The sequence below is a fragment of the Christiangramia sediminis genome, assembly GCF_020552705.1.
Classification (GTDB): domain Bacteria; phylum Bacteroidota; class Bacteroidia; order Flavobacteriales; family Flavobacteriaceae; genus Christiangramia; species Christiangramia sediminis.
In genome coordinates, this window is the sequence record NZ_JAJBZG010000002.1 from 675,802 (window position 1) to 701,425 (window position 25,624).

27 protein-coding genes are annotated in these 25,624 nt (G+C 36.5%); 17 read left to right on the forward strand and 10 right to left on the reverse strand.

Annotation, left to right across the window (positions count from 1 at the left end; translation table 11 throughout):
* Positions 1-22 precede the first annotated feature (22 nt).
* Positions 23-2,257, forward strand: coding sequence for a tetratricopeptide repeat-containing hybrid sensor histidine kinase/response regulator (locus LGQ90_RS07495; protein WP_229339734.1), 2,235 nt, complete (start codon positions 23-25; stop codon positions 2,255-2,257).
* A gap of 97 nt (positions 2,258-2,354) precedes the next feature.
* On the opposite strand, the gene lpxK is transcribed toward LGQ90_RS07495, so the two are convergent.
* Complete coding sequence (lpxK, locus tag LGQ90_RS07500) at positions 2,355-3,365, reverse strand: tetraacyldisaccharide 4'-kinase (protein ID WP_229339736.1); 1,011 nt, start codon at positions 3,363-3,365, stop codon at positions 2,355-2,357.
* 117 nt (positions 3,366-3,482) lie between these two features.
* Between lpxK and LGQ90_RS07505 the strand changes: the two genes are divergently transcribed.
* From LGQ90_RS07505 to msrA, 4 genes are all read left to right on the forward strand, one after another.
* Positions 3,483-4,577: a Nif3-like dinuclear metal center hexameric protein gene (locus tag LGQ90_RS07505; RefSeq protein ID WP_229339738.1), complete on the forward strand. Its 1,095-nt coding sequence runs from the start codon at positions 3,483-3,485 to the stop codon at positions 4,575-4,577.
* Between the two features lies 1 nt (position 4,578).
* Positions 4,579-5,358 carry a zinc ribbon domain-containing protein gene (locus LGQ90_RS07510; protein ID WP_229339740.1) on the forward strand — a complete coding sequence of 260 codons (780 nt, stop codon included), beginning with the start codon at positions 4,579-4,581 and terminating at the stop codon, positions 5,356-5,358.
* Between the two features lie 177 nt (positions 5,359-5,535).
* The gene (locus tag LGQ90_RS07515; protein WP_229339742.1) at positions 5,536-6,123 is read left to right on the forward strand and encodes a hypothetical protein; all 588 of its coding nucleotides are present in this window, start codon (positions 5,536-5,538) and stop codon (positions 6,121-6,123) included.
* Between the two features lie 2 nt (positions 6,124-6,125).
* A complete protein-coding gene (msrA, locus tag LGQ90_RS07520) occupies positions 6,126-6,788 on the forward strand; it encodes a peptide-methionine (S)-S-oxide reductase MsrA (RefSeq protein WP_229339744.1) in 663 nt (220 codons plus the stop codon).
* Between the two features lie 29 nt (positions 6,789-6,817).
* Here msrA and LGQ90_RS07525 read toward each other — a convergent pair whose 3' ends face one another.
* Positions 6,818-8,161 carry an FAD-dependent oxidoreductase gene (locus tag LGQ90_RS07525; protein WP_229339746.1) on the reverse strand — a complete coding sequence of 448 codons (1,344 nt, stop codon included), beginning with the start codon at positions 8,159-8,161 and terminating at the stop codon, positions 6,818-6,820.
* Positions 8,162-8,362: 201 nt separating this feature from the next.
* On the opposite strand from LGQ90_RS07525, the gene LGQ90_RS07530 reads away from it, so the two are divergent.
* The 9 genes from LGQ90_RS07530 to LGQ90_RS07570 all read left to right on the forward strand — a co-directional run bounded on the left by LGQ90_RS07530 (position 8,363) and on the right by LGQ90_RS07570 (position 15,333).
* A complete protein-coding gene (locus LGQ90_RS07530; RefSeq protein WP_229339748.1) occupies positions 8,363-9,475 on the forward strand; it encodes an alkene reductase in 1,113 nt (370 codons plus the stop codon).
* 89 nt (positions 9,476-9,564) lie between these two features.
* Positions 9,565-9,810 (forward strand): hypothetical protein, encoded by a 246-nt coding sequence (locus LGQ90_RS07535; RefSeq protein ID WP_229339750.1) that lies wholly within the window; start codon positions 9,565-9,567, stop codon positions 9,808-9,810.
* A 75-nt stretch (positions 9,811-9,885) separates the two neighbouring features.
* Complete coding sequence (locus tag LGQ90_RS07540; protein ID WP_229339752.1) at positions 9,886-10,536, forward strand: flavin reductase family protein; 651 nt, start codon at positions 9,886-9,888, stop codon at positions 10,534-10,536.
* Positions 10,536-10,676 (forward strand): DUF2256 domain-containing protein, encoded by a 141-nt coding sequence (locus tag LGQ90_RS07545; protein WP_229339754.1) that lies wholly within the window; start codon positions 10,536-10,538, stop codon positions 10,674-10,676. Before LGQ90_RS07540 ends, LGQ90_RS07545 begins: the two co-directional genes overlap by 1 nt.
* A complete protein-coding gene (locus tag LGQ90_RS07550; RefSeq protein WP_229339756.1) occupies positions 10,655-11,962 on the forward strand; it encodes a DASH family cryptochrome in 1,308 nt (435 codons plus the stop codon). Before LGQ90_RS07545 ends, LGQ90_RS07550 begins: the two co-directional genes overlap by 22 nt.
* Positions 11,947-13,494 carry a cryptochrome/photolyase family protein gene (locus LGQ90_RS07555; RefSeq protein WP_229339758.1) on the forward strand — a complete coding sequence of 516 codons (1,548 nt, stop codon included), beginning with the start codon at positions 11,947-11,949 and terminating at the stop codon, positions 13,492-13,494. The genes LGQ90_RS07550 and LGQ90_RS07555 overlap by 16 nt, the downstream gene beginning before the upstream one ends.
* 135 nt (positions 13,495-13,629) lie before the next feature.
* Positions 13,630-13,785, forward strand: coding sequence for a lmo0937 family membrane protein (locus LGQ90_RS07560; protein ID WP_011710576.1), 156 nt, complete (start codon positions 13,630-13,632; stop codon positions 13,783-13,785).
* 80 nt (positions 13,786-13,865) lie between these two features.
* Positions 13,866-14,624 carry an SDR family oxidoreductase gene (locus LGQ90_RS07565; protein ID WP_229339760.1) on the forward strand — a complete coding sequence of 253 codons (759 nt, stop codon included), beginning with the start codon at positions 13,866-13,868 and terminating at the stop codon, positions 14,622-14,624.
* 37 nt (positions 14,625-14,661) lie between these two features.
* Complete coding sequence (locus LGQ90_RS07570; RefSeq protein WP_229339762.1) at positions 14,662-15,333, forward strand: hypothetical protein; 672 nt, start codon at positions 14,662-14,664, stop codon at positions 15,331-15,333.
* A 48-nt stretch (positions 15,334-15,381) separates the two neighbouring features.
* Here the strand turns inward: LGQ90_RS07570 and kynU are convergent, their stop codons facing one another.
* Complete coding sequence (gene kynU / locus LGQ90_RS07575; RefSeq protein ID WP_229339764.1) at positions 15,382-16,668, reverse strand: kynureninase; 1,287 nt, start codon at positions 16,666-16,668, stop codon at positions 15,382-15,384.
* A 92-nt stretch (positions 16,669-16,760) separates the two neighbouring features.
* On the opposite strand from kynU, the gene LGQ90_RS07580 reads away from it, so the two are divergent.
* On the forward strand, positions 16,761-17,402 hold the full coding sequence (locus tag LGQ90_RS07580; protein ID WP_229339766.1) for an O-methyltransferase: 642 nt from the start codon (positions 16,761-16,763) through the stop codon (positions 17,400-17,402).
* Here the strand turns inward: LGQ90_RS07580 and LGQ90_RS07585 are convergent, their stop codons facing one another.
* The 7 genes from LGQ90_RS07585 to LGQ90_RS07615 form a co-directional block, all read right to left on the reverse strand.
* Complete coding sequence (locus LGQ90_RS07585; RefSeq protein WP_229339768.1) at positions 17,403-17,960, reverse strand: phosphatase PAP2 family protein; 558 nt, start codon at positions 17,958-17,960, stop codon at positions 17,403-17,405.
* Between the two features lie 12 nt (positions 17,961-17,972).
* Positions 17,973-18,254, reverse strand: coding sequence for a Sec-independent protein translocase subunit TatA/TatB (locus LGQ90_RS07590; RefSeq protein WP_229339770.1), 282 nt, complete (start codon positions 18,252-18,254; stop codon positions 17,973-17,975).
* Positions 18,255-18,335: 81 nt separating this feature from the next.
* Positions 18,336-20,639 (reverse strand): M1 family metallopeptidase, encoded by a 2,304-nt coding sequence (locus tag LGQ90_RS07595; protein WP_229339772.1) that lies wholly within the window; start codon positions 20,637-20,639, stop codon positions 18,336-18,338.
* Between the two features lie 62 nt (positions 20,640-20,701).
* Positions 20,702-21,202 carry a DUF6702 family protein gene (locus tag LGQ90_RS07600; RefSeq protein WP_229339774.1) on the reverse strand — a complete coding sequence of 167 codons (501 nt, stop codon included), beginning with the start codon at positions 21,200-21,202 and terminating at the stop codon, positions 20,702-20,704.
* A gap of 184 nt (positions 21,203-21,386) precedes the next feature.
* Positions 21,387-22,208, reverse strand: a complete 822-nt coding sequence (locus LGQ90_RS07605) for a carboxypeptidase-like regulatory domain-containing protein (protein WP_229339776.1) — start codon at positions 22,206-22,208, stop codon at positions 21,387-21,389.
* Between the two features lie 40 nt (positions 22,209-22,248).
* A complete protein-coding gene (locus tag LGQ90_RS07610) occupies positions 22,249-23,019 on the reverse strand; it encodes a carboxypeptidase-like regulatory domain-containing protein (protein WP_229339778.1) in 771 nt (256 codons plus the stop codon).
* On the reverse strand, positions 23,000-23,827 hold the full coding sequence (locus tag LGQ90_RS07615; RefSeq protein ID WP_229339780.1) for a carboxypeptidase-like regulatory domain-containing protein: 828 nt from the start codon (positions 23,825-23,827) through the stop codon (positions 23,000-23,002). The genes LGQ90_RS07610 and LGQ90_RS07615 overlap by 20 nt, the downstream gene beginning before the upstream one ends.
* Before the next feature lie 113 nt (positions 23,828-23,940).
* On the opposite strand from LGQ90_RS07615, the gene pepE reads away from it, so the two are divergent.
* Together pepE and LGQ90_RS07625 are read left to right on the forward strand one after the other, a co-directional pair.
* Complete coding sequence (pepE, locus tag LGQ90_RS07620) at positions 23,941-24,648, forward strand: dipeptidase PepE (RefSeq protein ID WP_229339782.1); 708 nt, start codon at positions 23,941-23,943, stop codon at positions 24,646-24,648.
* 1 nt (position 24,649) lies between these two features.
* On the forward strand, positions 24,650-25,564 hold the full coding sequence (locus tag LGQ90_RS07625; RefSeq protein WP_229339783.1) for a glutaminase: 915 nt from the start codon (positions 24,650-24,652) through the stop codon (positions 25,562-25,564).
* Positions 25,565-25,624: the final 60 nt, after the last annotated feature.

Consider the following 25,624-nt stretch of genomic DNA (forward strand, 5'->3'; position numbering starts at 1 on the left):
AGCTTCTAGCTATTTTTCCCGAATGAAGAACTTAAAGCTTTCTATCTTAATATGTTGTTGTTTTATCACTTTTGGTTTTCAGGAATCAAAGTCAGATAAAACTCCACCTAAAACTGAGCAGATTAAAGAATTGCTCTCTGAGGCAGAAAATTCTATCGATATGATGGAATTTGATAAAGCCCAGCAACAGCTAAACCAATCTCTTGAATACGCCAAGGAAATAAATCACAAGCGCTATATAGCTCTTACTAGTGGTATTCTGGCCAGGATGTACCAGGTTCGGCATGAATACAAACAAGCTATTACTCAATTAGAAAGAGCTATTTCTATACAGAGAGAGATTGATGATCAATCAGGTTTGGCCTATTCCTATATTTTATATTCTAAAATTCTCAATTCCAAGGGAGAGTTGGACAGGGCGTTAAAATACCTTGACCTGGCAAAGAAATATTACGAGGCTCAAGGCGAAAACGAACAATTAGGGCTGGTTTCACTTAATAAAGCAGTGATATTCCTCGCTAATAAAGATACCAAAAGCAGGGCGCTATCTGAACTTAATAATGCAGAAGTCTACCTGGAAGGAAGTAAAAATAAATACGAACTTTCAAGACTTCATTATTTCCTGGCCCGGGCCTATTCTAACGAAGGTGATTTTGAGAAAGCAGAAGAGGCTGCGTTGGGTTCATTAAAACTGGCTGAATCTGGAAACTATACTGGTATGACCATGTATAGCTATGGACTGTTAAGCGAAATAGCTGAAAAACGGAATAATCCTGCCGCAGCTTTAGCTTATCTTCAAAAAATGAACGAGATCCGGGAGTATGTTTTTGACATAAATAAGGAAGCCCTTCAAACTGATGCAAACGAGAAAATGGGCGTTGATGCTTTAAAATCTACAGTAAATGAGTTAACGCTTCAGCAAGCAGAAAATGAGAAAACTTTAAAGGTTAACAAGCTTACAACTATTTTGAGCGTTGCTTTAATTACAATTCTCTCTTTATTAACACTTTCACTTTACAAGAACAATAATCTTAGGGCACGAGCAAATGAATTGCTTCAGAAGAAAAATTCTGAATTAATTCTGGCCAAAGAAAATGCGGAAAAAGCTTCCCTTGCCAAAGCTCAATTCTTAACAACTATAACGCACGAACTAAGAACTCCTTTATATGCGGTAACCGGTCTTACCCACCTTCTTTTGGAAGAAAGCCCTACCGAAAGTCAGAAAGAACACCTCAATTCTTTGAAATTTTCAGGAGAATACTTACTCTCCCTGATCAATAATATTCTGGATCTAAACAAACTGGAAGCGAATAAAGTAGAGATCGTAAAATCTGATTTCAATCTTGAAAAAAGAATGTCTGATGTGCTTATTGCCTTAAAGAATTCCGCAGACGAAAAAAATACAAAGATTCATTTCGATTTTGACCAGAAAATTCCTAAAAAACTGGTGGGAGATCCTTTGAAGATATCTCAAATCCTTATCAATTTACTGGGGAATTCGATCAAATTCACCGAAGATGGAGATATATGGATTTCAGTAAAACAAACCAAAAGACAGGAAAAAGTTGTATCGCTACTCTTTGAAATAAAAGACAATGGAGAAGGTATTGGAAAAGAGAAGCAAAAGGCAATTTTTGAGAATTTCACTCAGGGATCTACCCAAATAAACAGAAAATTTGGCGGAACCGGTTTAGGACTTTCAATTGTGAAAAATCTTCTAAGCCTTCTTAATAGTGAAATAGATCTTGAAAGTGAATTAGGTGAAGGTTCAAAATTCACTTTTGAATTACAATTTGAAACTACAGAAACTGAAATTAAAAATGCTGAGGCAGCGACTCCTGTAGAAATAGAAGAGACAAAGCTCACTAATGAGATCATGGAAGATAAGCGTATTCTCGTTGTGGAGGATAACAAGATCAACCAGATGATCACACGTAAAATCCTTGAAAAAAATAAGGTTATCTGTGATGTTGCCGATAATGGAAGTATTGCCATCGAAAAAGTTAAGAATAATGCGTTTGACCTTATTCTAATGGATATACACATGCCGGGAATTAGTGGAATTGAGGCTACCATAGAAATTAGAAAATTTGATCCTGAAATTCCTATTATCGCCTTGACGGCAGTAACCCTCGATGACAACCTTGATGAATTCTATTTAAACGGATTTAATGATATTATACCAAAACCTTATAAAACTGAAGAGTTTTTCCATAAGATAAATAAATACTTAGCCGCCAGAGAAACAACAGTTTAGAATCTTTGGCACAGGCTTTGCAAATAAATGGCTAGTAGGATTATATAGAAAAAAATATTTATATAGTTTGAATTAGCCAAAGTAAAATGAGGTGTTTTCACACCTCATTTTTTTTTATAAAACTGAAGATTTTTGAATTAAAATCTTCTCGATTTCTTAAAAAGTTTACCTGAATTGGAAGGTAAAATAACTTGTCTGTGGATATCCTTCCTTTTAGTCTCATATAATCCTTTTCTGTAGTTAAGATTCTTGGAAGATCCTGAAGTTTTTTTAACTCTTTCTCAGTGAAATTATGATGATCTGGAAATTGCAAATGTTTTAAATCCAATCCTTTTTCCTGTATATATTTTAATAAAGGCTCTGGATTGGCAATTCCGGTAACCAGCATAAAATCTTCTGTTTTAATATTTCCAAACTCTAGACTTCTTTCTTCTGAAAAAACTTTCTCTGAATAACTTATTGCTGTGAAAAATACTTTTTGATGAGATAAAGGCTTTAATTGCTTTTCAATTTTCTCCATTTCAGTTTCTGAGAGATCTTCAGGGCATTTAGTTACCACAATTACATCCGCCCTACCTGCTCCGCTAGCCGACTCTCTTAAATTTCCGCCAGGCAATAAAAGATCATTCACATAAAGATCACCATAAGCTGTAAGTAAAATATTAAATCCTGCTTCTACTTTTCTATGCTGGAAAGCATCATCCAACAATACAACATCGGGGGAATATTTCAGAAGTTTTGCTATCCCCTCCCTCCTATTGGCATCAACAGCCACGATACTTTGCGGATATTTATTTTTGAATTGCAGGGGTTCATCTCCCGTTAAGATCGCTGAATCTTGAAGTTCCACTAATCGAAAACCTTTACTTTCCCGCTTGTAACCACGACTTAACGTGGCTGTTTTATAATCTTCAGTCAAAATACTCAGAAGATATTCAATCATAGGTGATTTACCGGTTCCGCCTGTATTCAAATTCCCCACACATATCACAGGGAGATCGTAAGACCTGGATTGTAAAATATTTTGATCATATAATATATTCCGAGTTCCCGTAATAGTATGATATAGTACTGAAAAAGGATAAAGTAATTTTCTGAGATTCGGCATGAAAGGCTTTCTATAATATTTATATTTGAAAGATATGAGAACTAAAAAATGAATCTGGAACCTTTTTCCACATTCTAATGGTTCATAATCCGCAAATTGAAGCTAAAATATTAAATTATGATCATACAGGAGGTAATTAGTCTTATCGAGGATTTTGCTCCTACCAAATATGCTGAAGATTTTGACAATGTAGGCCTTCTCGTGGGTGACTCTAACTCAGAAGTTAAAGGAGCCCTGATCACTTTAGATACCCTAGAAGCCACGGTTGACGAGGCAATTTCGAAAAACTGCAATCTTATCATCAGTTTCCATCCTATTATTTTTTCAGGTTTAAAAAAATTAACCGGCCGTAACTACGTAGAAAGAACGGTTCTCAAGGCTATAAAAAATGATATTGCTATTTATGCAATTCATACTGCCCTGGATAATCAGCATAAAGGTGTTAATGACATGATCGCCGAAAAAATAGGGCTTATTAATAGAAAAATCCTTATTCCGCGGAAAGATTCTATTAAGAAATTAACCACTTTCGTGCCTGCTAAAGAGGCTGATAAGGTAAGAAAATCATTATTTGAAGCCGGAGCAGGAAACATAGGTAATTATGATCATTGCAGCTTTAATATTACCGGAAAAGGGAGTTTTAAAGGTAATGAAAATTCTAATCCGGTGGTAGGAGAAAAAGGCCAGATACATTTTGAAGAAGAAATGCAAATTGGAGTTACCTATGCCGCCCATTTAGAATCGAAGATCTTAGAAGCTCTTTTTAATGCTCATCCTTATGAAGAAGTCGCTTATGAAGTACATACGCTGGAAAATACCAACCAACATTTAGGAATGGGAATGATTGGTGAGCTTGAATCTGAAACAGATGAAAAAAGCTTTTTAAGCCAATTAAAAGACACTTTTAGATCTGGTTGTGTAAGACATTCGAAATTATTAAATAAACCTATCAAAAAAGTTGCGGTACTTGGTGGCAGCGGTGCTTTCGCCATCGAAAATGCAAGGGCAGCAGGGGCAAATATTTTTGTAACTGCAGATCTCAAATACCACGACTTCTATAAAGCCGAGGAAAAGCTGGTGCTGGCAGATATTGGACACTATGAAAGTGAACAGTTTACAAAAAAATTACTATATTCTTTTCTTAGCAAAAAAATTAGTAGTTTTGCACTTATTTTAGCAGATACAAATACCAATCCAATACATTATTTATAATATGGCGAAAAAAAACGATGTTACTGTAGAAGAGAAGTTAAGATCACTGTACGATCTTCAGTTGGTGGATTCGCGAATTGATGAAATTAGAAACGTACGCGGTGAACTCCCTCTTGAAGTTGAAGATCTGGAGGATGAAGTAGCAGGTTTAAACAGACGCCTGGAGAAACTGGATGCGGACATAGAAGTCATTGAAAATGACATCAAGAACAAGAAGAACCAGATTGAGGAGTCTAAGACTACTATTAAAAAATACTCTGAGCAACAAAAGAATGTTCGTAACAACAGAGAATTTAATGCGCTAAGTAAAGAAGTTGAATTCCAGGAACTGGAAATAGAACTTTCTGAGAAGCACATCAAGGAGTACAAGGTTAAGATCGAACAGAAGAAAGAAATTATCACTCAAACCAAAGAGAAGCTTTCTGAACGTCAGGAACACCTTAAGCACAAGAAAAGTGAACTTGATGAGATCCTAAAAGAGACTGAAAAAGAAGAACAGGCATTAATCGACAAATCTCAGGAATACGAGAAGAATATTGAAGACAGACTTGTTACTGCTTACAAAAGAATTAGAAGTAATGTTAAGAATGGTCTTGCCGTAGTTGCTGTAGAACGTGGAGCTTCAGGTGGATCTTTCTTTACAATTCCGCCGCAGGTAATCATGGAAATCGCTGGTCGTAAAAAGATCATCACAGATGAGCACAGTGGAAGGATCCTTGTAGATGAAGAGCTGGCTAAAGAAGAACAGGAAAAAATGGAGAAGATGTTCAAAAAGTTCTAAACTTTTTCTTTATAAATTTTATAGACTGCCTGAAAAATAACAGTAGGATCTTAAGATCTGAAGCAAAAGTTTTTCAGGCAGTTTTTTTATGTTCAAAATTCAGAATCCTGCATTAACACGTATTTCACAATAAAGAATATTTTAAAAGCTATCTTTAGCTAACCCAATTCGTTTATTATGAGAATTCCAGTGATTATTTTATGTCTATTCTTTTTTGTTACTGCATGTAACGATTCAAAAAAGAAGAACCAGCCTGAAAATCCAGCCAGCCAGAATGAATCTTTAGAAAAAAAAGATCAATTAAATACTTTAGACAAGGATCAGGATACTACAAATTCCCCAGTTGAAGAAAGTTCTGAGGGAGAAGATCCAGAAGAAGATAACCAGAATACTTCCGTAGCCTTATCTGGCTTGTATATTAAAAGTGACCATCAGGAAGACAGCAATTGCAAGTGTTATTGTATAGACGTGAAACTTAATAGCACCTCAGAATTATGCCTTACAGAAGACAATCTTTATATAAAAAGCCGTTTTGAGAAAAGTGGAAATAATATAAACCTCTATTATGCTGGTAAATCCTCCAGTAATAGCGATACTAAAATTCCATGGGATAAATTTGAGACTGGTACACCTATTGCTGTTTTAAGTCCTGCAGGGAATGGTTTTAAGCTCGACTGGAAAGGTTTTTCCATAGATGGCGAAATAGCTATTGACTATGCACTATATGGGAAGAAAACCCTTGAAGGAACTTATAAAAAGAAATAACTATGAAAATTTTACTACTCAACTTTATCAGCCTTGCTCTTTTGGCCTGCGGAAATCAGCCGGAGAATAGCAATGCTACAAAACCTGAAATTGCAAACGCCGATCCAGTGACCGTACAGTCAGAGAATGGTATGGAAAAGGCATATTTTGCCAGTGGTTGTTTTTGGTGCGTAGAAGCTGTTTATGAAAGTATTGAAGGTGTTGAGGAAGCAATCTCAGGATACGCCGGCGGCCATACTAAGAATCCAACTTACGAATCAAGTAACACCGGTAAAACAGGCCATGCGGAAGCGGTTGAAGTGATCTATGATCCGGAAGTGGTAAGCTTTAAGACTTTGGTTAAAGTATATTTTGGCTCCCAGGATCCCACCCAGGTGAACGGCCAGGGACCAGATAGAGGTTCACAATATCGTTCCATTATTTTTTATCAGAATGCAGAACAGAAGAAAATTATAGAGGAAGTAAAAACTGAAGTGGCGAAAGATTATGACGAACCAATTGCTGCTGAAATTTTACCTTTTCAAAAATTCTGGGTAGCTGAAGATTATCATCAGGATTACGAAGAGAACAATCCTCAAAATCCTTATATCCAAAATGTTTCCATCCCAAGATTGAACAGGTTTAAAGAAAAATTTCCTGATTTACTTAAGGAAGATGCACATTAAAAAAAAGCTGTCAAATGGCAGCTTTTTTTTTATTTTTTAATTAGATCTATAATTTTATCTTCAATTTCTTTACTATCCCACTTCTCCTCTATTTGAGGAATTTTCATCACCTGATCCATAATTCCTCTTTGGTAATCTCCTATTTTTAAAGCTTCAGAATAAGCCTTGTCTGAAAATGTAACCCGGGAATACAAGGGAGCCCAAAGCTCGGGATGTTCCTGAGCGAATTTCTTTTCGATCTTTTTTCTTAAAAGAAACATGGGATCTGCAGTTTTACTGCTCATCTCCATAAAATTACGGTAGCTCAACTCGGCGATAGCATCTGCATTTGGTTTTCTTTCGGTTTGGTATTCTTCAAAAATCTGCTGCCAGTCGTTACCGTATTTATTAATTTTTTCGTTCAGAACCGATATATCCTCAAAGCCCGCATTCATGCCCTGTCCGTAGAAAGGCACGATAGCATGAGCAGAATCCCCCACAAGAGTAATTTTATCGAAATAGGACCATGGAAAGCATTTAATGGTTACCATAGCACTAGTTGGATTTTTAAAAAAATCCTTTTTTAAATTTGAAATTTCCTCTTTGATATCGGGAAAATAATTTTCAAAAAACGCGTCTGCCTGTTGTTCGGTTTTTATACTTTCAAAAGAAGTCTCCCCTTCAAAAGGCATAAATAACGTACAGGTAAAGGTCCCATCAAGATTTGGCATCGCAATAAGCATAAAATTACCTCTAGGCCAGATGTGGAAAGAAGAATTATCTAGTTTATGAGAACCATCTTCATTAGCTAAAATGGTAAGTTCTTTATAGCCAACATCTATAAAATGTTGTGAATAATTGAACCTACTTTGGCGTTGCATTTTATGTCGCACCCTTGAAAAAGCACCGTCTGCTCCAAAAATAAGATCAAACTGATATTCTTTCCAGACGCTTTTTTCAGACTCTCCCGTATAAAGCCTGGCTTTTTCCATATCTACATCCCAGATCTTTTCTTCAAAACGAAATTCAGCCCCGGCAGATTCTGCAAGATCAATCATTTTCCGGTTGAGAACACCTCTGGAAATAGAATAAATGGCTTCGCCTTCTTCTCCATATTTCTGGAAATAGACCTCTTGGCCTTCTACATGCATCGCCCTTTTATCCAATGGCAGGGCAAGATCCCTTATTTCATCTTCGATTCCGGCTTCACGCAAAGCTTTCCAGCCCCGGTTAGACATCGCAAGATTGATGGATCTGCCTGAAAACTGCACTTTCCGCACATCCGGTCTACGATCAAACACCGTTACTTTATGTCCTTGTTTTCTGAGGAAAATAGCTAGCAATGATCCTACGAGTCCTGATCCTACTATAGCTACATCTTTTTCTTTTTGCATAAATACGTTTGAAAATAAATCTGGGCAGCGGTTTAAATTGCCTAAAGATCGTAGTTGTTTCTAATTGCGAAATTACTTAATTAATATGAAACAGGCCGCTATCTGCCAATATTAGGCAGGGCCCTAAGCATTAATCTTCATTTATAATTTAATTAACAGCGAAGAATAATCATAACCGGTAATTTTAATAAAAAATAAATTATGGATACAGAAAAACAAGCCCTACTACAACCTTATAAGCTGGGAAACCTCAGCCTGAAGAACAGGATAATCATGGCTCCCATGACCAGAAGTCGTGCAGATAATCCAAAGAAAGTACCTACAGATATGCATGTGGAATATTATAGGCAACGTGCCGGTGCCGGATTAATTATTACTGAAGGCTCCCAGGTTTCTGAGAGAGCTGTGGGTTATGTAAATACGCCAGGGATCCACACCGCTGAACAGGTTGAAGGATGGAAAAAAGTAACTGAAGCAGTGCATGAAGAAGACGGTAAGATTTTTATGCAGTTATGGCATGTGGGAAGAATTTCACACCCAAAATTCCACCATGGAGAAAAGCCATTAGCTCCAAGCGCCATAAACCCCAATGAACAGGTTTATACTCCTGAAGGTTTTGAAAAAACTACAGAACCAAAGGAAATGAGCATGCAAGAGATCCAGGAAACCATCCAGGAATTCAAACATGCCGCACAGATGGCCAAAGATGCTGGATTTGATGGTATAGAAATACATTCTTCTAATGGATATTTATTTCATCAATTTTTCAATAAAAATGCAAACCAGCGAACCGATGACTACGGTGGGAATATTCCCAACAGAGCTCGTTTTTTCTTTGATGTTCTGGAAGCAGTAAGTGAAGTATGGCCGGAAAATCAAATTGGATGCAGGTTTAACCCCTCACTTCATAAATCCTTCGGAATTGTTGCAAGTGAAGAAAGTATACCAACCTTTGATTATATAATCGAAAAACTGAATGCATACGATCTTGCCTACGTGCACCTTTCAGAACCATTTACAGATGTAAGCTATGTTCCATACCTGGAAACTGAAATCGCCAGGCATTACAGAAAGATCTATAAAGGAACATTAATGATCAATAATGGATTTGATCGTGAATCTGGGAACAAGGTAATTGAGGCGGGAGATGCAGATTTAGTTGCGTATGCCAAGTGGTTCATTTCCAATCCCGATCTTCCTAAAAGATTTGAGAATAAATGGCCTTTAGCCGAATTTGATCAAGATACATTCTATACCCCTGGAAAAGAAGGATACACAGATTATCCGGTTTACGAAGAAGAAAAAGTATCATAATTTTATTATAAAGCTGCTTTAAAAGCTGTTAAGAATTTTTGGACCAGCTAAATGTTACGGTAACTTAGACTAACTAAAAAATATAAATTATGGATCAGGCGAAACTTGACCACATGAGGTCTACTTTAAATAAGCTGGAGGATATTAAAAATACTCAGAGTAGTATTATCGATAAAATAAATCATGTAATCACAGATCTATTTGAACATCCGGATAAAAACCTGGAGAAAGTGATGGAAGATGCACACCAGAAAGCTTCAGACAATATTGATGCAGTAAGAGAGGCGATGGAAGAATATGAGATGGAGATCAATAAAATGGAGAATCAGGATTAATTTAAAGGTACATTAACAGGCTTTTAAAAGAGCAATCAATAAATTGAGGTCAGTCTAATAAACTGACCTTTTTTTATGAAGCATATCAGCGCCAGGGAGATCAAAACAATGGAAAAGATCTTCCGATTGAATTTAATAAACAGTTGCACAGGTTATAAATCTGCTAATCTTATTGCTACAAAATCTAAAAACGGAAATTCCAATGTTGCGGTTTTTAGTTCGGTTACACATATGGGCAGTAATCCTGCTATGTTAGGATTTGTGACCAGGCCTTTAAGTGTAGCCAGGAATACTTACGATAATATAAAAGCCACCTCTTTTTTCACGGTGAACCATATCCATGAAAAAATGATCGAAAAAGCTCATCAGACTGCTGCAAAATATGATGAGGATATTTCAGAATTTCTTAAAACCGGATTAAGCGAAGAATATCTAGACGATTTTCACGCTCCATATGTTAAGCAATCTGAGATCAAATTAGGTTGTAAATATCTAAATGAATATGAAATTAAAGAAAATGACACCCTTTTAGTTGTAGCATCTATAGAGCATATCTACTTTGATGAAGGAATTCAAATGCCCGACGGATGGCTTCGCCTTGACGATGCCGGAACCGTTACTGTTAATGGATTAGATGGATATTCTCTACCCAGCCTGCTGGACAGGTTCCATTACGCGAGACCAGGACAGGAGGTGAAATCATTCTTTAGCGATGAAAATAAATAATGAGGCATGTGAAAAAGGAAAATCTTCCTGAAAAAATATGCCTGGTTTGCAAAAGGCCTTTTAGTTGGCGAAAGAAGTGGGAAAAAAATTGGGAAGAAGTCAAATATTGCAGTGATCAATGCCGAAAAAACAAAAAATGAGCACAGGTCTTGTCTGGTTTAGAAATGATCTAAGAATTACAGATCATGAAGCTTTGAAGGAAGCATGTATAAACCATGAAAAAGTTATTGGAGTGTATTTCTTTGATCCCAGGCATTTTCAGAAAACAAGATTTGGTTTTCCTAAAACCGGCAAATTCCGGGCAAAATTTTTAATTGAAAGTATCCAGGATTTAAACAATAAGCTTGAATCCCTCAATATATCTCTGTTGGTTTATCAGAAAAAACCGGAAGATTTAATTGCAGACCTGGTTTCAAAATATGAGATTCAATCCATATATTTTCAGGAAGAATGGACTTCTGAAGAAAAAGATGTGGAAAAAGCAGTAAGAGCTGTGGTTCCAAAATTAGAATTTCATTCTTATCATCAGCAATTTTTATATCATCCTGAAGATATTCCTTTTGCTTCATTTCAAAAGATCCCCCGTGTTTTTACTGAATTTAGAAAAGCCTGCGAAAAGCAAATCAGTATAAGGCCATTAACGAGTGCTCCTACTCCACTGCATCCTTCAAATTTGCTTGATGAAAATTCAATCATTCCCGGACTGGAAGAGCTTGGGCTTTCTGAATTTGAAACAGACTCCAGAACGGCATTTCCATTTAAAGGTGGAGAAAAACAGGCCCTGAAAAGAGTAGAGACGTACTTCTGGAAAACAAAAAATCTTTCAGCATATAAAGAAACCAGAAACGGACTGATTGGTGAAGCTTATAGTTCAAAACTCTCTGCCTGGCTGGCAAATGGTTCAATTTCACCAAAACAGATCTATTACGAAGTGAAAAAATATGAAAAGGAGATCACCAGTAACCAAAGTACTTACTGGCTGATATTGGAACTCATATGGAGAGACTTTTTTAAATATGTTTCCCTAAAACATGGAAATAAGATTTTTCATTTGAAAGGAATTTTAGAGAAAGATCTAAAATGGAATTATGATGATCTACAATTAAAGGATTGGATTGATGGTAATACTTCAGAAGTATTTATAAATGCGAATATGAAAGAAATTGCAGCTACTGGATTTATGAGCAACCGTGGCAGGCAAAATGTAAATAGTTTCTGGGCAAAAGAACTACAACAGGACTGGCGAGTAGGCGCTTCCTATTTTGAGAGTCAGCTAATAGATTATGACGTGCATAGCAATTGGGGCAACTGGATGTATAATAGCGGAGTTGGGAATGATCCCAGAGACCGCAAGTTTAATATTAAGAGCCAGGCAGACAGATACGACCCCAACCAGGAATACCAGAACTTATGGCTGAACGACTAAAAACACTACGCCTCATCCTGGGCGACCAACTTAATTATCAGCACAGCTGGTTTAAAGAAGAACAGGAGAACATCACCTATGTGATGATGGAAATGCACCAGGAGACAGATTATGTTGTGCATCATATTCAGAAAGTAATTGGTTTCTTCAGTGCTATGAGAAATTTTTCTAAACATTTAGAAGAAAGAGATCATCAGGTGATTTACTTCAAAATAAATGATGATCATAATACTCAGGATCTTGAGAAGAACCTCAAACATCTTATAACTAAAGATAATTTTGAAAAATTCGAATTTCAACTCCCTGATGAGTATCGATTAGATGAGCAACTAAATAAGATCTGCAAAGGTCTTGATATAGAATCTGAATCTTTTGATACAGAGCATTTCTTTACCAGGAGAGATGAACTTGAAAACTATTTCAAAGGTAAAAAGCAAATGGTCATGGAGTATTTCTATCGGGATATGCGGAAGAAACATGATATCCTAATGGTTAATACGAAGGATCCGCAAGGTGGGAAATGGAATTTTGATAAATCGAATAGAAAGAAGTGGAAAGGAACCCCTGAAATTCCTCACGAACGTGGTTTTCGAAAGAATGTAATTGATATTCTAGAAGAAATACAAAAAGCTGAAATTAAGACCATGGGAACTGTAAATGCAGAAAATTACAATTGGCCTACTTCCCGCGAGGATGCACTTTCAGTATTAAATTATTTCTGTAAAAATTTATTGCTACATTTTGGCGATTTTCAGGATGCCCTCCACACCGATGAGACCTATCTTTTTCATTCCAGATTATCCTTCAGTTTAAACACCAAATTGATAAGCCCCAGAGAAGTTATTGACAGTGTAATTGACTATTACCATGATCACAAAGAAGAAATAGACATCTCGCAAGTTGAAGGTTTTGTAAGGCAAATTCTGGGATGGAGGGAGTATATGAGAGGAATTTACTGGAAAGAAATGCCTGGGTATAAAAGATCGAATAAACTGGATAACCAAAATACTCTTCCAGCTTTCTATTGGAATGCGGATACCAAAATGAACTGCCTGCACCATGCTATTAAAAATAGTCTTGAGAATGCTTATGCACACCACATTCAACGCCTAATGATCACTGGCAACTACGCACTACTTACGGAAACCAATCCCGATGAAGTAGATAAATGGTATTTAGGCATTTATATAGACGCGATAGAATGGGTTGAAATTACGAATACAAGAGGAATGAGCCAGTTCGCAGATGGAGGAATTGTGGCCACAAAACCATACGTTTCAAGCGGTAGTTACATCAATAAAATGAGTAATTATTGCAAAGACTGTCATTATAATGTGAACCAAAAGACCGGTGAAAACTCCTGTCCTTTTAACAGTCTTTACTGGAATTTTCTGGATTCAAAAAGAGAAATATTCAGAGATAACCAACGGATGAAAATGATGTACAGCCTACTGGATAAAAAGGCTGCGGAAGAACTGGAAGAAATCAGGGAGAGAGCCAGAACCATAATTCAGCAGCCTGCTGATTTTTAGCACCTAAAGTTAAATCAAGGTTAAATGAGCTCATACCGCTGCATCTATTATCTAAATTAGTACTAGAATTAATCAATAAACTAATCAAATATTAACCAACGGCAAGCATTGTGCCTGCCTTAAAATCAACCTGACATGAGAGATTTAATTTGGCTTATTATCGTTTTACTGGTAATTGGATGGCTTGTAGGATATTTTGCATTCCCAGACCTTGGAAGCATTATTCACATTTTAATAGTACTGGCCGTTATCCTTATACTTTATAAGTTACTAACGGGAAGACGACTGTAAATAGTTGAAAATTTTATACAACCCTTTGAGCAATCAAAGGGTTTTTTTGTTTAAATCCATTCATGGATAAAATTTAAAATATGTGGAAACTGGAAAATAAAAAAGCGCTTGTTACTGGTGGCTCCAAAGGAATAGGAAAGGCCACCGTTATTGAATTTTTAGAACTGGGAGCTGAAGTTCTATTTACGGCCAGAAATGAGAAAGAAGTTTATTCCTTGGAAACTGAACTCAGAAAGAATGGCTACAAAGTGACAGGTTTGGTAGCCGATTCCGCAAAATCTAAGGATATAGAAAAAATTAAAGACTGGATAGAAGAAAACTGGAAGAGCTTAGATATCCTGGTCAATAATGCTGGTATCAACATCCGGAAAAAAGCAAATGATTACTCAGAAGAAGAGTTTCGAAAAGTTTTAGAGATCAACCTTATCGCTCCCTTCGAGATTAGCAGGAAACTTTATCCATTCTTAAAGAATTCAGAAAAAGCATCCATTATAAATGTAGCATCTTCAGCAGCTACACAAGACGTTGGCACTGGAACCCCTTATGCCATGTCTAAAGCCGGTCTTTTACAACAGTCCAGAAGCCTGGCGGTTGAATGGGCTGCAGATAATATAAGAGTAAATTCAGTTTCTCCCTGGTTTACCAAAACTCCCCTAACAGAAGGCTATCTTCATAATGAAGAAAAAATGCGTTCCATATTAGAACGGACTCCTTTGAATCGTGTTGCTGAAGCCAAAGAAATATCATCTATTATAAGCTTTCTGGCCATGGACAAATCATCTTTTATTATGGGTCAAAATATCATTGCCGATGGCGGAATGAGCATAACTGCTTTGTAAATAGCAATATTTACTATCTTTAATGAAAACTAATCCTATGAAAAAATTATTATTTACCATGATAGCGGGAGCTTTAATGATCTCTTGTAATCAAAACAAAAAAGAACAAGAGGAAATCGCAAAAGATCCTAACCTTGAAATTCATGAAAAAATTGCCATGGCGAATGGGTTTGAGGAATTTGACAGTATTAATAAATTAAAATTCACATTCAACGTAAAAGTAAATGATACCCTGCGCTCTGAAAGACGGTGGACATGGAATATCAAAAGTGACAAAATAAGCCTTACAGAAAAAGACTCTACCATGAGTTATACTAAAAAGGATAGTTTGGCCAAAGATAAGGAATATATAGACCAGAGATTTGTGAACGATTCTTACTGGCTACTATTCCCTTACCAGCTTAAATGGTCCAATGCCGATTTTAGTGAAGCTAAAACAGCAAAAGCTCCTATTAGCGGAGATGAAATGCAGATGCTAACCGTGAGTTTCCCTTCTGAAGGCGGTTACACACCTGGAGATAGTTACGATATCTATTTTGATGATGAATTCATGATCCAGGAATGGGTTTACAAAGCATCCGGAGGCGGTAGAGAAATGGCTACTACCTGGGAAGATTATGAAGATTTTGACGGAGTTAAAATCTCAAAGATGCATAAATCTGAAGATGGAAATTTTGAACTTTACTTTACAGACATTTATGTGGAATAAGAAGCTGAGAATAGCTAAAATTAAAAAAGAGGCGAAAGCCTCTTTTTTTTATACTTTTTCCTTACTCAAAATTCCTTTTTTCAGGATCTGTCCAAATTCATACATATCTTTAAAAGAACAATAAAACGGAGCCGGTGCTAATCTAATTACATTTGGTTCCCGCCAGTCTGTTATCACTCCTTGATCCATTAAAAATCTAAATAGCTCTTTGCCTTCGCCGTGTAAAAACACAGAGATTTGCGTTCCTCTTTCATCCTGCTCAGAGGGGGTGATGATCTCAAAACTACTATCTACCTCTTTATCAATTTCGTGGAGCACAAATTCTAAATAGGCCACGATCTTATTCCTTTTTTCAATTAAAGCAGGCATTCCAACCTCAGCAAACATTTCTAAGGATGCTAAATATGGCGCCATGGCCAGAATAGGAGCATTACTTATTTGCCATGCATCTGCTGTAGGTTCTGGTTGAAATTCAGGTTCCATCAAAAAGCGCCGGTCTTTATTATGTCCCCACCAGCCTTCAAATCTTGGAATGTCTTTTTTATTATGATATTTCTTATTTATAAAACATCCGGAGGCATTCCCGGGACCTGAATTCATATATTTATAACTGCACCAGGCAGCAAAGTCAACATTCCAGTCACTCAATTTCAGCTCTATATTACCTGCGGCATGTGCAAGGTCCCAGCCAACAAAAGCGCCAGCATCGTGTCCTGCTTTGGTAATCGTCTTCATGTCGAATACCTGGCCAGTATAATAATTCACTCCGCCAATAAGAACAAGGGCACACTCCTCTCCAACTTCTTTTATTTTCTTAAGTACATCTTCTGTTCTAAAATTGTTCTCTCCCTCCCGCTTTTTAATTTCTACGATCGCATCTTGTGGATCATAACCATGAAAGCGTACCTGACTCGAGATCATATATTGATCACTGGGGAAAGCTTTTTCCTCACATATGATCTTATATCTTTTTCCTGAAGGCCTGTAAAAGGATACCATCAATAAATGAAGGTTGACCGTAAGCGTATTCATTACGGTAACTTCTGAAGGATTTGCTCCTACCACCTTTGCCAGTTTCTCCGAAAAACGCTCATGATAATCCCACCATGATTTTTCAGCGTAAAAATGCCCCTCTACAGCAAGTTCAGCCCAGTCTTTCATGATCTCATCCACATATTTCTTTGCTGATCTGGGTTGTAGGCCCAAGGAATTTCCTACGAAATAAATAACATCCTTACCGTTTACCTTCGGAAAAATGAATTCATCTCGATATTTAGATAATTTATCTTCTTTATCTAATTCTATGGCAAATTCCCTGGAATTCTCGAACTGCATATTTTCAATTTTTGGTAAAAATACAATTTCGTTTTAAAAGACATAGGGCTGAAACACCGCATAAAATCTTTAATTTTGTCAAAAAACAAGGAATGCACTTTTTACCAGAAGCCATAGATGACTATATAGTTGCCCATTCACAAAAAGAACCGGATTTGCTTTATAAACTGAACCGGGAGACAAATCAAAAAATATTACAACCCAGGATGCTTAGCGGGCACTATCAGGGACGGGTGTTAAGTCTACTTTCCAAAATGAAAGCGCCTAAAAACATTCTTGAAATTGGCACTTATACGGGTTATTCTGCGTTATGTCTGGCTGAAGGTTTATCAAAAGATGGAATGCTCCATACAATAGATGTGAATGAAGAGCTATATGATTTTCAGAAAAAATATTTTGAGAGATCAGACTATGTCGAAAATATTCAGCAATATCTTGGTGATGCGACTGAGATTATTCCTAAGATAGATTCAAAATTCGACTTGGTCTTTATCGATGCCGATAAACCAAACTATCCTAAATATTTTGAATTGATCATTGAAAAAATGAATCCTGGCGGCATTATTTTATCTGATAACGTGCTTTGGTCGGGGAAAGTAATTGAAGATGTTCAGGAAGATGATGAATCTACCCAGGCACTTTTAAAATATAATAAATTACTGGCTGAAGATGATCGTGTGGAAACCGTTATTTTACCAATTAGGGACGGCCTTAGCCTCACCCGAGTGAAGTAATTAATAAAGTGTTCTACCTGATCTTTCGTAAAATTTGTGAAATACTATCGCAAATATAATTCCCACAATCATACCTACCAGAATGTCTCCGGGATAGTGCACTCCAACATAAATACGGCTCATAACGAATATTACTGGCCAGATATAGGCTAGATAAATCCATCTTGATTTTTGAGCAAGTACCAGGACTAAAAAGGTGGTTGCAGCAAAAGAAGTAGATGAGTGACCTGAGAAAAAACTATAATTAGTAGGCTCCTGCAGTATGCGGATCACCTCTGTAAGTTCAGGAGTATTATTGGGCCGTAACCTAAGAGCGATCCCTTTCACAAGATTGGTAAATCCCCAGGTTGAGAAAACGGTAGCCAGCAAAAAAAGTGTTGAAAAAGTAGCTTTTTTCCAATGGAAAGCTAAAAAGAAAAATAAAAAGAAAAGTAAATAAAGGGGGATCCAATGTCTTGGATCGGTAACAAAGATCCAGAAACCATCATATCTTTCAATACCAAGGCTATTTAGATATACAAAGAGCTCTATGTCCCATTGCTGAATTTGCTCCCACATTCAATTAAAAATTTAGGGCTTACGTCTTACAGAACCAGTTATCTCGTCTATATCTTCTTTTACCTTATCTATTTCTCCCCTAACATCTTTGGTAAAATCAGTATTTATGCCCTGCTTATCGGCACTTTTCTGAATTTCACTTTTAATATCATTAGAAGCGTTCCGAACCGCTTTCATGCCTTTCCCCAAACCTCTGGCAATATCCGGAATCTTATCAGCTCCAAAAACCATTACCAAAATGAACATAATAAAGGCAATTTCGGCTCCACTAATAAATAAAGGTAACATGTGCATAGTATGACAAATATAATTACAAATCTAAGCATAAAAAAAGCCGACTCGTTAAAGTCGGCTTAAATATTATACTGTTAAATGCTAGTCCTGAGCAGAATCTTTGAACTCATCAAATTCATTCTTATTCTCTTTTTTAGGCCAGCTATTATTATTAACATCAACATCTGCAGTTTCCAGATTTGGATCTATAGTAATGCTGGTGATCTCTTTATTTGAAGGAATCACTTTACTTACCACCTTATCGTTCTTTCTCCATATCTGAACAGGGTAAGTTTTCTTTTCTGAAGTACCATCAGCATAGGTAACTTCAACAATTAAAGGCATTACAAGTCCTCCTGGTTTTTCAAATACTACCTGATAGAAATACTTTGGAGTTTGCAGGTTCTTTCTTTCTTCTTCACTGAAGTTATCCATCACATAAGCCTGAAGGGTCTCAGAATTCTCCATTAAAGACTTATTCTTCATACTTTCATCAAATGCTGCATCATCTTCAGTAACTACATACAGTGCTTTAGTTTCTTCAGGAGTTGTCCCGTATCTCTTCAACATTTCCTTACCGGCTTCTGTTGGAGTATCGGTAACATAATATTTATTTACTTCTTTAATTCCTATATCCACATTATCTGTTGTATAGAACCATCCTCTCCAGAACCAGTCAAGATCAATACTTGAAGCATCTTCCATGGTTCGGAAGAAATCTTCAGGAGTTGGGTGTTTAAACATCCATCTGTGTGAATAAGTACTAAAAGCATAGTCAAAAAGCTCACGCCCCATCACTGTTTCACGAAGAATATTCAGTGCTGTTGCAGGTTTTCCATAAGCGTTATTTCCTAACTGATGAACCTGTTCCGGGTTAGACATGATCGGGGAAATAAAATCCTGATTTCCCTTCATATAAGGAACGATCTTACTTGGCTCTCCTCTTCTTGAAGGATATTTAGAATTTGGAGCAACTGCTTCAGGATAAGCTTCAGCAAACTCCTGCTCTGCTAAATACTGCACAAAGGTATTGATACCTTCATCCATCCATCCCCACTGACGCTCATCTGAATTTACGATCATTGGGAAAAAGTTATGTCCTACTTCGTGTATGATCACACTCATCATTCCAAATTTAGTACGGTCGCTATAGTTCCCGTCTTCATCTGGCCGACCATAATTCCAGCAGATCATTGGATATTCCATCCCTTGATTCTTTGCATGAACAGATACAGCCTTATGGTAAGGATACTGGAACGTATGCTTAGAGTAACTTTTTAAAGTACTGGCAACAACTTCTGTAGACCATTCTTCCCATAGCGGATTTCCTTCTTTAGGATAAAGCGAAACTGCCATCACATCTTTTCCCATCACATCTACGGCCATCATATCCAAAATGAATTTTCTGGAAGTAGAGAAGGCGAAATCACGTACCATATCGGCTTTATAAGTCCAGGTCTTGGTTTTAGTAGAGAAACCTTTCTCAGCTTCAACAGCTTCTTCCTGAGTTCTAACGATCACTGGTTTATCAAAAGATTTTTTAGCCTGCTCGTAACGCTTCATCATATCTTTGGTATACACGTCCTTTCTATTCTGAAGTTCTCCGGTAGCTTCCATCACGTGATCTGCAGGAACGGTAATATTAACCTCGTAATCTCCAAATGGAAGAGCAAATTCACCATTACCCCAGAATTGATAGTTTTGCCAGCCTTCTACATCATTGTAAACCGCCATTCTTGGAAAGAACTGAGCGATCACGTAAGCTTTATTCCCGTCTTCAGGGAAAAACTCATAACCTGAACGTGCACGGTTGGTAACATGATTATTTACATTATAAGACCATTTAATATCGAAAGTATAGCTTTCACCAGATTTCAATGGCTGTGGCATATCTATTCGCATCATAGTTTGATGAATGGTATACTTCAGGTCTGTACCATTTTGTGATACCTCTTTGATATTGAAACCACCATCAAAGGGCTCTTGTAAATAACTATCAGCGAACCTTGCAGGGGTTGTAACCGGACCCATACCATCGCCATCTTTCTGAAGAGCAGGAGCATCTTTTTTACGAATATTCTGGTCTAACTGTACCCAAAGGTATTCCAGGTTTTCAGGAGAATTATTATGATAGGTGATCGTTTCTTCACCCGTAATTGTTGAGTTCTTGTCATCCAGAACAATATCCATCTTGTAATCTGCCTCATTCTGGTAGTAAGCTGGGCCAGGTGCACCAGATGCAGTTCTGTATTGATTTGGAGTGGCAAGTTCCTGATACATCTGCCTGAATTTGTTTTGGTTTGTATGCCCCTCTTGACGTGCCTCTTTCTGTTCAGTTTCCTGTGCAGAAACACCTGCGAAAACAAACATTAAAAACACAGAGCATAACATGTTTAATCTCTTCATTTACTTTGTTTTAATTTAAGGTTGCTAAAAATAAGTATTTTAAATTCCACGGAAAAGACATTCTAAAAATTTACACTGTTACTTCCCTTACTTTTGGTAAGCAGCATGCTTTCTATTTCCTCTCCTTTTTTTATATGGGTAATATTCTTTTGAGCATCAAAAAGATCGGTGAGAATAAGATTTTCTACTTTCACTTTGTTGAAGCTTTTAATATTTGTAGACTCTAAAAACAAGACAATTTGATCTGCATCAAATTTACTTCCCAGCAGTTTAAGTTCCAGGAGTTTTCCGTCCACCATAATTTTCAATTTCGTGCCCAGATACTTTTCCATAATTGCTTTATTGGTACTGAGCTCTTCTTTATAAGACAAACTAATATCCTTTTGATATCTTTTGCTTAGAACGTTCTCGAAATCATCAATAAAAACACGGGAAATTATCTGAATACTTTCCTGTTCCACATCATATTCTATTTCTGTAACACTTAGGTAAGTCTCGTGATCCTCTGCAACGAAAGAAGATAAAAATATAAAAGCAAATAAAAGAGCTAGGGTCTTCTTCATCTATTCCTGATTATTTGTTTTTTGTTGATCATATACAATTCGACTATACTCGTCTATTTTTCGATCGAAATTAAAAATGGCTCATTCCATTTCTATTTTAGTATTTAAGGATCAAATACCAAACCAGAATGCGAGCATGTAAAGGTTAGACTGTAAATAGTCCTTAAGGTTTAAAAGATTTAAATTATCCCGGAATTTGCACCGGAGCATTTAAAGCAGATCCCCGCCTCTCTTTGAAATCTTCAATTTTGGTTTGAAAATATTCAATCAACACAAAAGCATTACTATTAATTACCAGGCGTTTAAATCTAGTGTCTTCAGTACAGAAATAAACAAAATTGCAAATCTCATTATCTTTTAAATTGAGATCTTCCCGAAAGAATTCATGTCCCACTATTTGAATACTCTTATTTGCCAATTCCTTTGGAGAATAATATACCGGCTTATCAGAATTTTCAGAAAGTTTATTCATTACTGCCCCGGCAATCTTATCTAATCGAATTCCACCGTTAAGATTTGGCTTTCCATAAGGACTCAATTTTTTATCTTTTTCGATAAAAGTGTTCAGATCATTCTGCAACCTGTTTTTAGTTTCTACCTGGGTCACAGAAATCTTACCTATATCATTCGCTAAATAACCGGAAAGTTTGATATCATCTATCACAATTTCCGCCAGTTCATTCATTTTATTCTGAAGACTGATCAGCAAAGACCTGGATTCCAGCATTTTTCTGGTCACCACCACGGTCTTATTTTCAAACTGAACCGAAGAAACATACAAACTGTCATTTTCCCTGGCTAAAATTTGAAATTCTCCATTCGCATTGGTCACCGCTCCTTTTTCCAGATTAAGATTGATTACATGTATCTTCTCAATATCGGCACTATTTGCATCTATTTTTCCCTTTAAAACAGAAGACTCCTGGGCAAATGAATTGTAAGTGAACAAAAACAGTAAACAGAATAAGCTCAGTGACTTTATGATATTTATAAATTTTAATTTCAAATCTTTAATTTTTGATATAGATTTTACAAAAAAAGCGATTTTAATCCAGTTCCCGTAATTCTTTGAAAGAATCTATTTTTTCATTGAAAAATTCAACCAGCTGTAAGGTGCTCTCCGCTAGGACTAATTCTTCATAACGCTCATCATCTGCACAATAGAATAGAAAATTCATGATCTCGTTTTCAGGAATTTCCAACTGAGTCACATAGAAACTTTTTCCTACAAGATTCAGGCCTTTATTTACCAGAATGGAAAGTTGATTATTATCTTCTGCTTTCTCCAGTTGTTTCTTTTTGCCATTCAATGTATTTAATATGGAAATTAGTGGACCGCCGCCATTAGCAGATTGAACGGCTAATTCAAGGCTGGTTCTTCTGGGTTTAGGAAAAGGCATTCCTAATTTTTCATAGATAGATTTAGGCATTCTGGTAACATCTCCAGAAAGAACCCCCGAAAGCCTTATATCATCCAACTGCACTTCATCCAGTTCATTAAATTTCTCGATCAACCTGATCTTCAAAGATCCTTCAAAACTAGATTCTTTTAGTACGAAATTCCTGTTTTCAAATTGGACCGAAGAAAAAAAGATGCTGTCGCCGGGTTTAGCCAAAATTTTAAATTCTCCACTTACATCTGTGGTAGTTCCTGTTTCCGCATTTAAATTAATTACGTGAACACCAGAAGCATTTTGAATACTGTCTACAATTATCTGTCCCTGCAATACTTGTCTTTCCTGAGCTTCTGTAGTCTGAAAAAACAGAAATAGAATAAAGAGTAATAAAAGTGATGAATTAGTTTTTTGATGTATCATTAAGTTCTCTAAGATTAATGAAATCCTGTTTTCTGTTTTTATAATATTCAATAAGATCCAGGCTGTTGGAGGAATCAAGAATGATTTTAAATTCTGGCTCCCGGGCACAATAGTATACAAAATTTTCAATTTCAGATTCTGGCAAGCCAAGGTCTAATATAAAAAAACTTCTCCCCAGCACATCAATTCCATGCTGAACTAAGATCTGAAGTTTATCCTGTTTGTCCAGATTCTTTAAATATTTCGTTCTTCCGTTAATATCATTTAGCACAACATCTAAGGAAACACCTCCCAATAAAACACCAATATACTGCCACCTGCTTGTAATATTTTGGTTTGCTGTATACAGGCGTCTTTCTGTCTGGCTAAGCTTTTTCTCCGGGTAAGGAATACCGTATTTCTCCCTGTCAAAATAACTGATCTTTGGCAGATCGGTATCCAAATGACCGCTAAGTTTGAGATCACTTATACTTACCTCATCCAGTTCGTTTCTAGCAGGAAATAATTTTACCTGAATTTTGCCGGAATCAAGATCGGTTGTGGAGATTATGATTTCCCTATTTTCAAACTGCACCGAAGAAAATAATATACGGTTCCCTGCTTTCGCATAGATCCTAAAAATTCCAGAATTATTACTGGTAGTTCCCTTTTCAAGGTCCAGGTTGACGATATGAATATTTGCGGGAGAAATTGAATCAGAAAGAATTTGTCCCTCAAGAAGTTTTATTTCCTGAGAGAATAAATCAAAATCTGCAAAACAAAGCAGCAGTAAAAAAGGCCAATATCTGGCTTTAATTTTTCGGATCAAGACGAATTGGTTAGTATTCGTATTCTTAAGTAACGATAGATTTTCTTATTTCGCCTTTAGTGATTGATAAAATTTTAATAATACGCTCATTTCTTTAAATTTACCGTAAAAACATGATTCACGCGATACTTGCCAGTACTTCCACGCTACATAATGAAGATTATCTTGAATATTTAATTCCTCATCTACCAGAATTATTTAAGAATGTAAAAGAAGTATTATTTATTCCCTATGCCAGGCCAGGAGGCATTTCTCATGAGGAATATACTTCAAAAGCAGCTGAAGCATTTTCAAAAGCAGGTATAATATTACGAGGGATCAATGAATTTGAAGATCCTGTAAAAGCGGTTAAGGAAGCTGCCGGGATTTTTACCGGCGGAGGAAACACCTTTCTGTTGGTTTCAGAATTATACAGAAAAAAAATAATGAATGTCATTAAAGAAGTTGTAAAGAACGGCACTCCGTATATGGGAACCAGCGCCGGAACTAATATTGCCGGCCTGAGTATGCAAACTACTAATGACATGCCTATAGTCTATCCACCTAGCTTTCAAACACTGGGATTGATTCCTTTTAATATCAACCCTCATTACCTGGATCCAGATCCAAATTCAGAACATAAAGGTGAAACCAGGGAGACGAGAATCAATGAATTTCATGGCCTCAACTCTCAACCCGTGATAGGTCTTAGAGAAGGAAGCTGGCTGGAATTAAAGGATAATAAAGTTACGTTAAAAGGCAAGCTGAAAGCAAGGCTTTTCAAAAAGGATAAATTACCTTTCGAAATAGAGACAGGAACAGATTTAACCGATTTGAATTAATATGGACTACCAGCATATTCTCGATACTATTCAAGATGAAATGAGCTACCGTGATGTAACAGGAAAAGTAGCCTCTTACATTCCGGAATTAGCAAAAGTTGATCGAAAAAAATTCGGCATGCATGTGTATTGCGGGGATCAGAAACAATTCTGCTTCGGAGATAGCCAAGATAACTTTTCTATACAGAGTATTTCCAAGGTCTTTACATTGGCTATGGCGATGAGATTAATGGGGGAAGATCTTTGGGATCGTGTTGATGTAGAACCATCTGGTGACCCGTTTAATAGTCTTACCCAGCTTGAATATGAAAGCGGAATTCCCCGAAATCCGTTTATTAATGCCGGAGCACTTGTAATTTCTGATATTCTCGTTGATCAATTTAAGGATCCAAAACAGGAATTACTCGATTTTGTAAGGGAAATTACCGGAGATGAAAATATTCATTACGATGAGACTGTAGCTGCTTCTGAAAAATCAACGGGTTATAGAAATATAGCCCTGGTAAATTATATCAAAGCACTTGGAAATATTAAATGTGACGTAGAACCCATTGTCGATTTTTATTTCTATCAATGTTCTCTGGCCATGTCTTGCCAACAGCTTTCAAAAGCGTTTATGATCTTTGCCAATAGAGGTAGAATTCTTGAGACAGATAAAAAGATCTTAAAACCGAAAACTGTAAAAAGAATTAATGCTTTAATGCAAACTTGTGGTTTCTATGATGAAGCTGGAGAATTTAGTTTTCAGGTAGGCTTACCGGGAAAAAGTGGTGTGGGAGGTGGAATTGTCGCCATTCACCCCAACAATTTTTCTGTAGCAGTATGGAGCCCTATTTTAAACGATAATGGAAATTCAGAGCTAGGTATGAAAGCCTTAGAGAGATTCACTACCCTTACCGGTGTGTCGGTCTTTTAATTTAGAGCAACAAAAAAATGCCTTCCGAAGATCGGAAAGCATTCCTTTATAAATTGAACA

Excerpts from the sequence above, each read along its gene's own strand:
- LGQ90_RS07495 (WP_229339734.1), top strand. The coding sequence starts at position 23 with ATGAAGAACTTAAAGCTTTCTATCTTAATATGTTGTTGTTTTATCACT.
- lpxK (WP_229339736.1), bottom strand. The coding sequence starts at position 3,365 with ATGCCGAATCTCAGAAAATTACTTTATCCTTTTTCAGTACTATATCAT.
- LGQ90_RS07505 (WP_229339738.1), top strand. The coding sequence starts at position 3,483 with ATGATCATACAGGAGGTAATTAGTCTTATCGAGGATTTTGCTCCTACC.
- LGQ90_RS07510 (WP_229339740.1), top strand. The coding sequence starts at position 4,579 with ATGGCGAAAAAAAACGATGTTACTGTAGAAGAGAAGTTAAGATCACTG.
- LGQ90_RS07515 (WP_229339742.1), top strand. The coding sequence starts at position 5,536 with ATGAGAATTCCAGTGATTATTTTATGTCTATTCTTTTTTGTTACTGCA.
- msrA (WP_229339744.1), top strand. The coding sequence starts at position 6,126 with ATGAAAATTTTACTACTCAACTTTATCAGCCTTGCTCTTTTGGCCTGC.
- LGQ90_RS07525 (WP_229339746.1), bottom strand. The coding sequence starts at position 8,161 with ATGCAAAAAGAAAAAGATGTAGCTATAGTAGGATCAGGACTCGTAGGA.
- LGQ90_RS07530 (WP_229339748.1), top strand. The coding sequence starts at position 8,363 with ATGGATACAGAAAAACAAGCCCTACTACAACCTTATAAGCTGGGAAAC.
- LGQ90_RS07535 (WP_229339750.1), top strand. The coding sequence starts at position 9,565 with ATGGATCAGGCGAAACTTGACCACATGAGGTCTACTTTAAATAAGCTG.
- LGQ90_RS07540 (WP_229339752.1), top strand. The coding sequence starts at position 9,886 with ATGAAGCATATCAGCGCCAGGGAGATCAAAACAATGGAAAAGATCTTC.
- LGQ90_RS07545 (WP_229339754.1), top strand. The coding sequence starts at position 10,536 with ATGAGGCATGTGAAAAAGGAAAATCTTCCTGAAAAAATATGCCTGGTT.
- LGQ90_RS07550 (WP_229339756.1), top strand. The coding sequence starts at position 10,655 with ATGCCGAAAAAACAAAAAATGAGCACAGGTCTTGTCTGGTTTAGAAAT.
- LGQ90_RS07555 (WP_229339758.1), top strand. The coding sequence starts at position 11,947 with ATGGCTGAACGACTAAAAACACTACGCCTCATCCTGGGCGACCAACTT.
- LGQ90_RS07560 (WP_011710576.1), top strand. The coding sequence starts at position 13,630 with ATGAGAGATTTAATTTGGCTTATTATCGTTTTACTGGTAATTGGATGG.
- LGQ90_RS07565 (WP_229339760.1), top strand. The coding sequence starts at position 13,866 with ATGTGGAAACTGGAAAATAAAAAAGCGCTTGTTACTGGTGGCTCCAAA.
- LGQ90_RS07570 (WP_229339762.1), top strand. The coding sequence starts at position 14,662 with ATGAAAAAATTATTATTTACCATGATAGCGGGAGCTTTAATGATCTCT.
- kynU (WP_229339764.1), bottom strand. The coding sequence starts at position 16,668 with ATGCAGTTCGAGAATTCCAGGGAATTTGCCATAGAATTAGATAAAGAA.
- LGQ90_RS07580 (WP_229339766.1), top strand. The coding sequence starts at position 16,761 with ATGCACTTTTTACCAGAAGCCATAGATGACTATATAGTTGCCCATTCA.
- LGQ90_RS07585 (WP_229339768.1), bottom strand. The coding sequence starts at position 17,960 with ATGTGGGAGCAAATTCAGCAATGGGACATAGAGCTCTTTGTATATCTA.
- LGQ90_RS07590 (WP_229339770.1), bottom strand. The coding sequence starts at position 18,254 with ATGCACATGTTACCTTTATTTATTAGTGGAGCCGAAATTGCCTTTATT.
- LGQ90_RS07595 (WP_229339772.1), bottom strand. The coding sequence starts at position 20,639 with ATGAAGAGATTAAACATGTTATGCTCTGTGTTTTTAATGTTTGTTTTC.
- LGQ90_RS07600 (WP_229339774.1), bottom strand. The coding sequence starts at position 21,202 with ATGAAGAAGACCCTAGCTCTTTTATTTGCTTTTATATTTTTATCTTCT.
- LGQ90_RS07610 (WP_229339778.1), bottom strand. The coding sequence starts at position 23,019 with ATGATACATCAAAAAACTAATTCATCACTTTTATTACTCTTTATTCTA.
- pepE (WP_229339782.1), top strand. The coding sequence starts at position 23,941 with ATGATTCACGCGATACTTGCCAGTACTTCCACGCTACATAATGAAGAT.
- LGQ90_RS07625 (WP_229339783.1), top strand. The coding sequence starts at position 24,650 with ATGGACTACCAGCATATTCTCGATACTATTCAAGATGAAATGAGCTAC.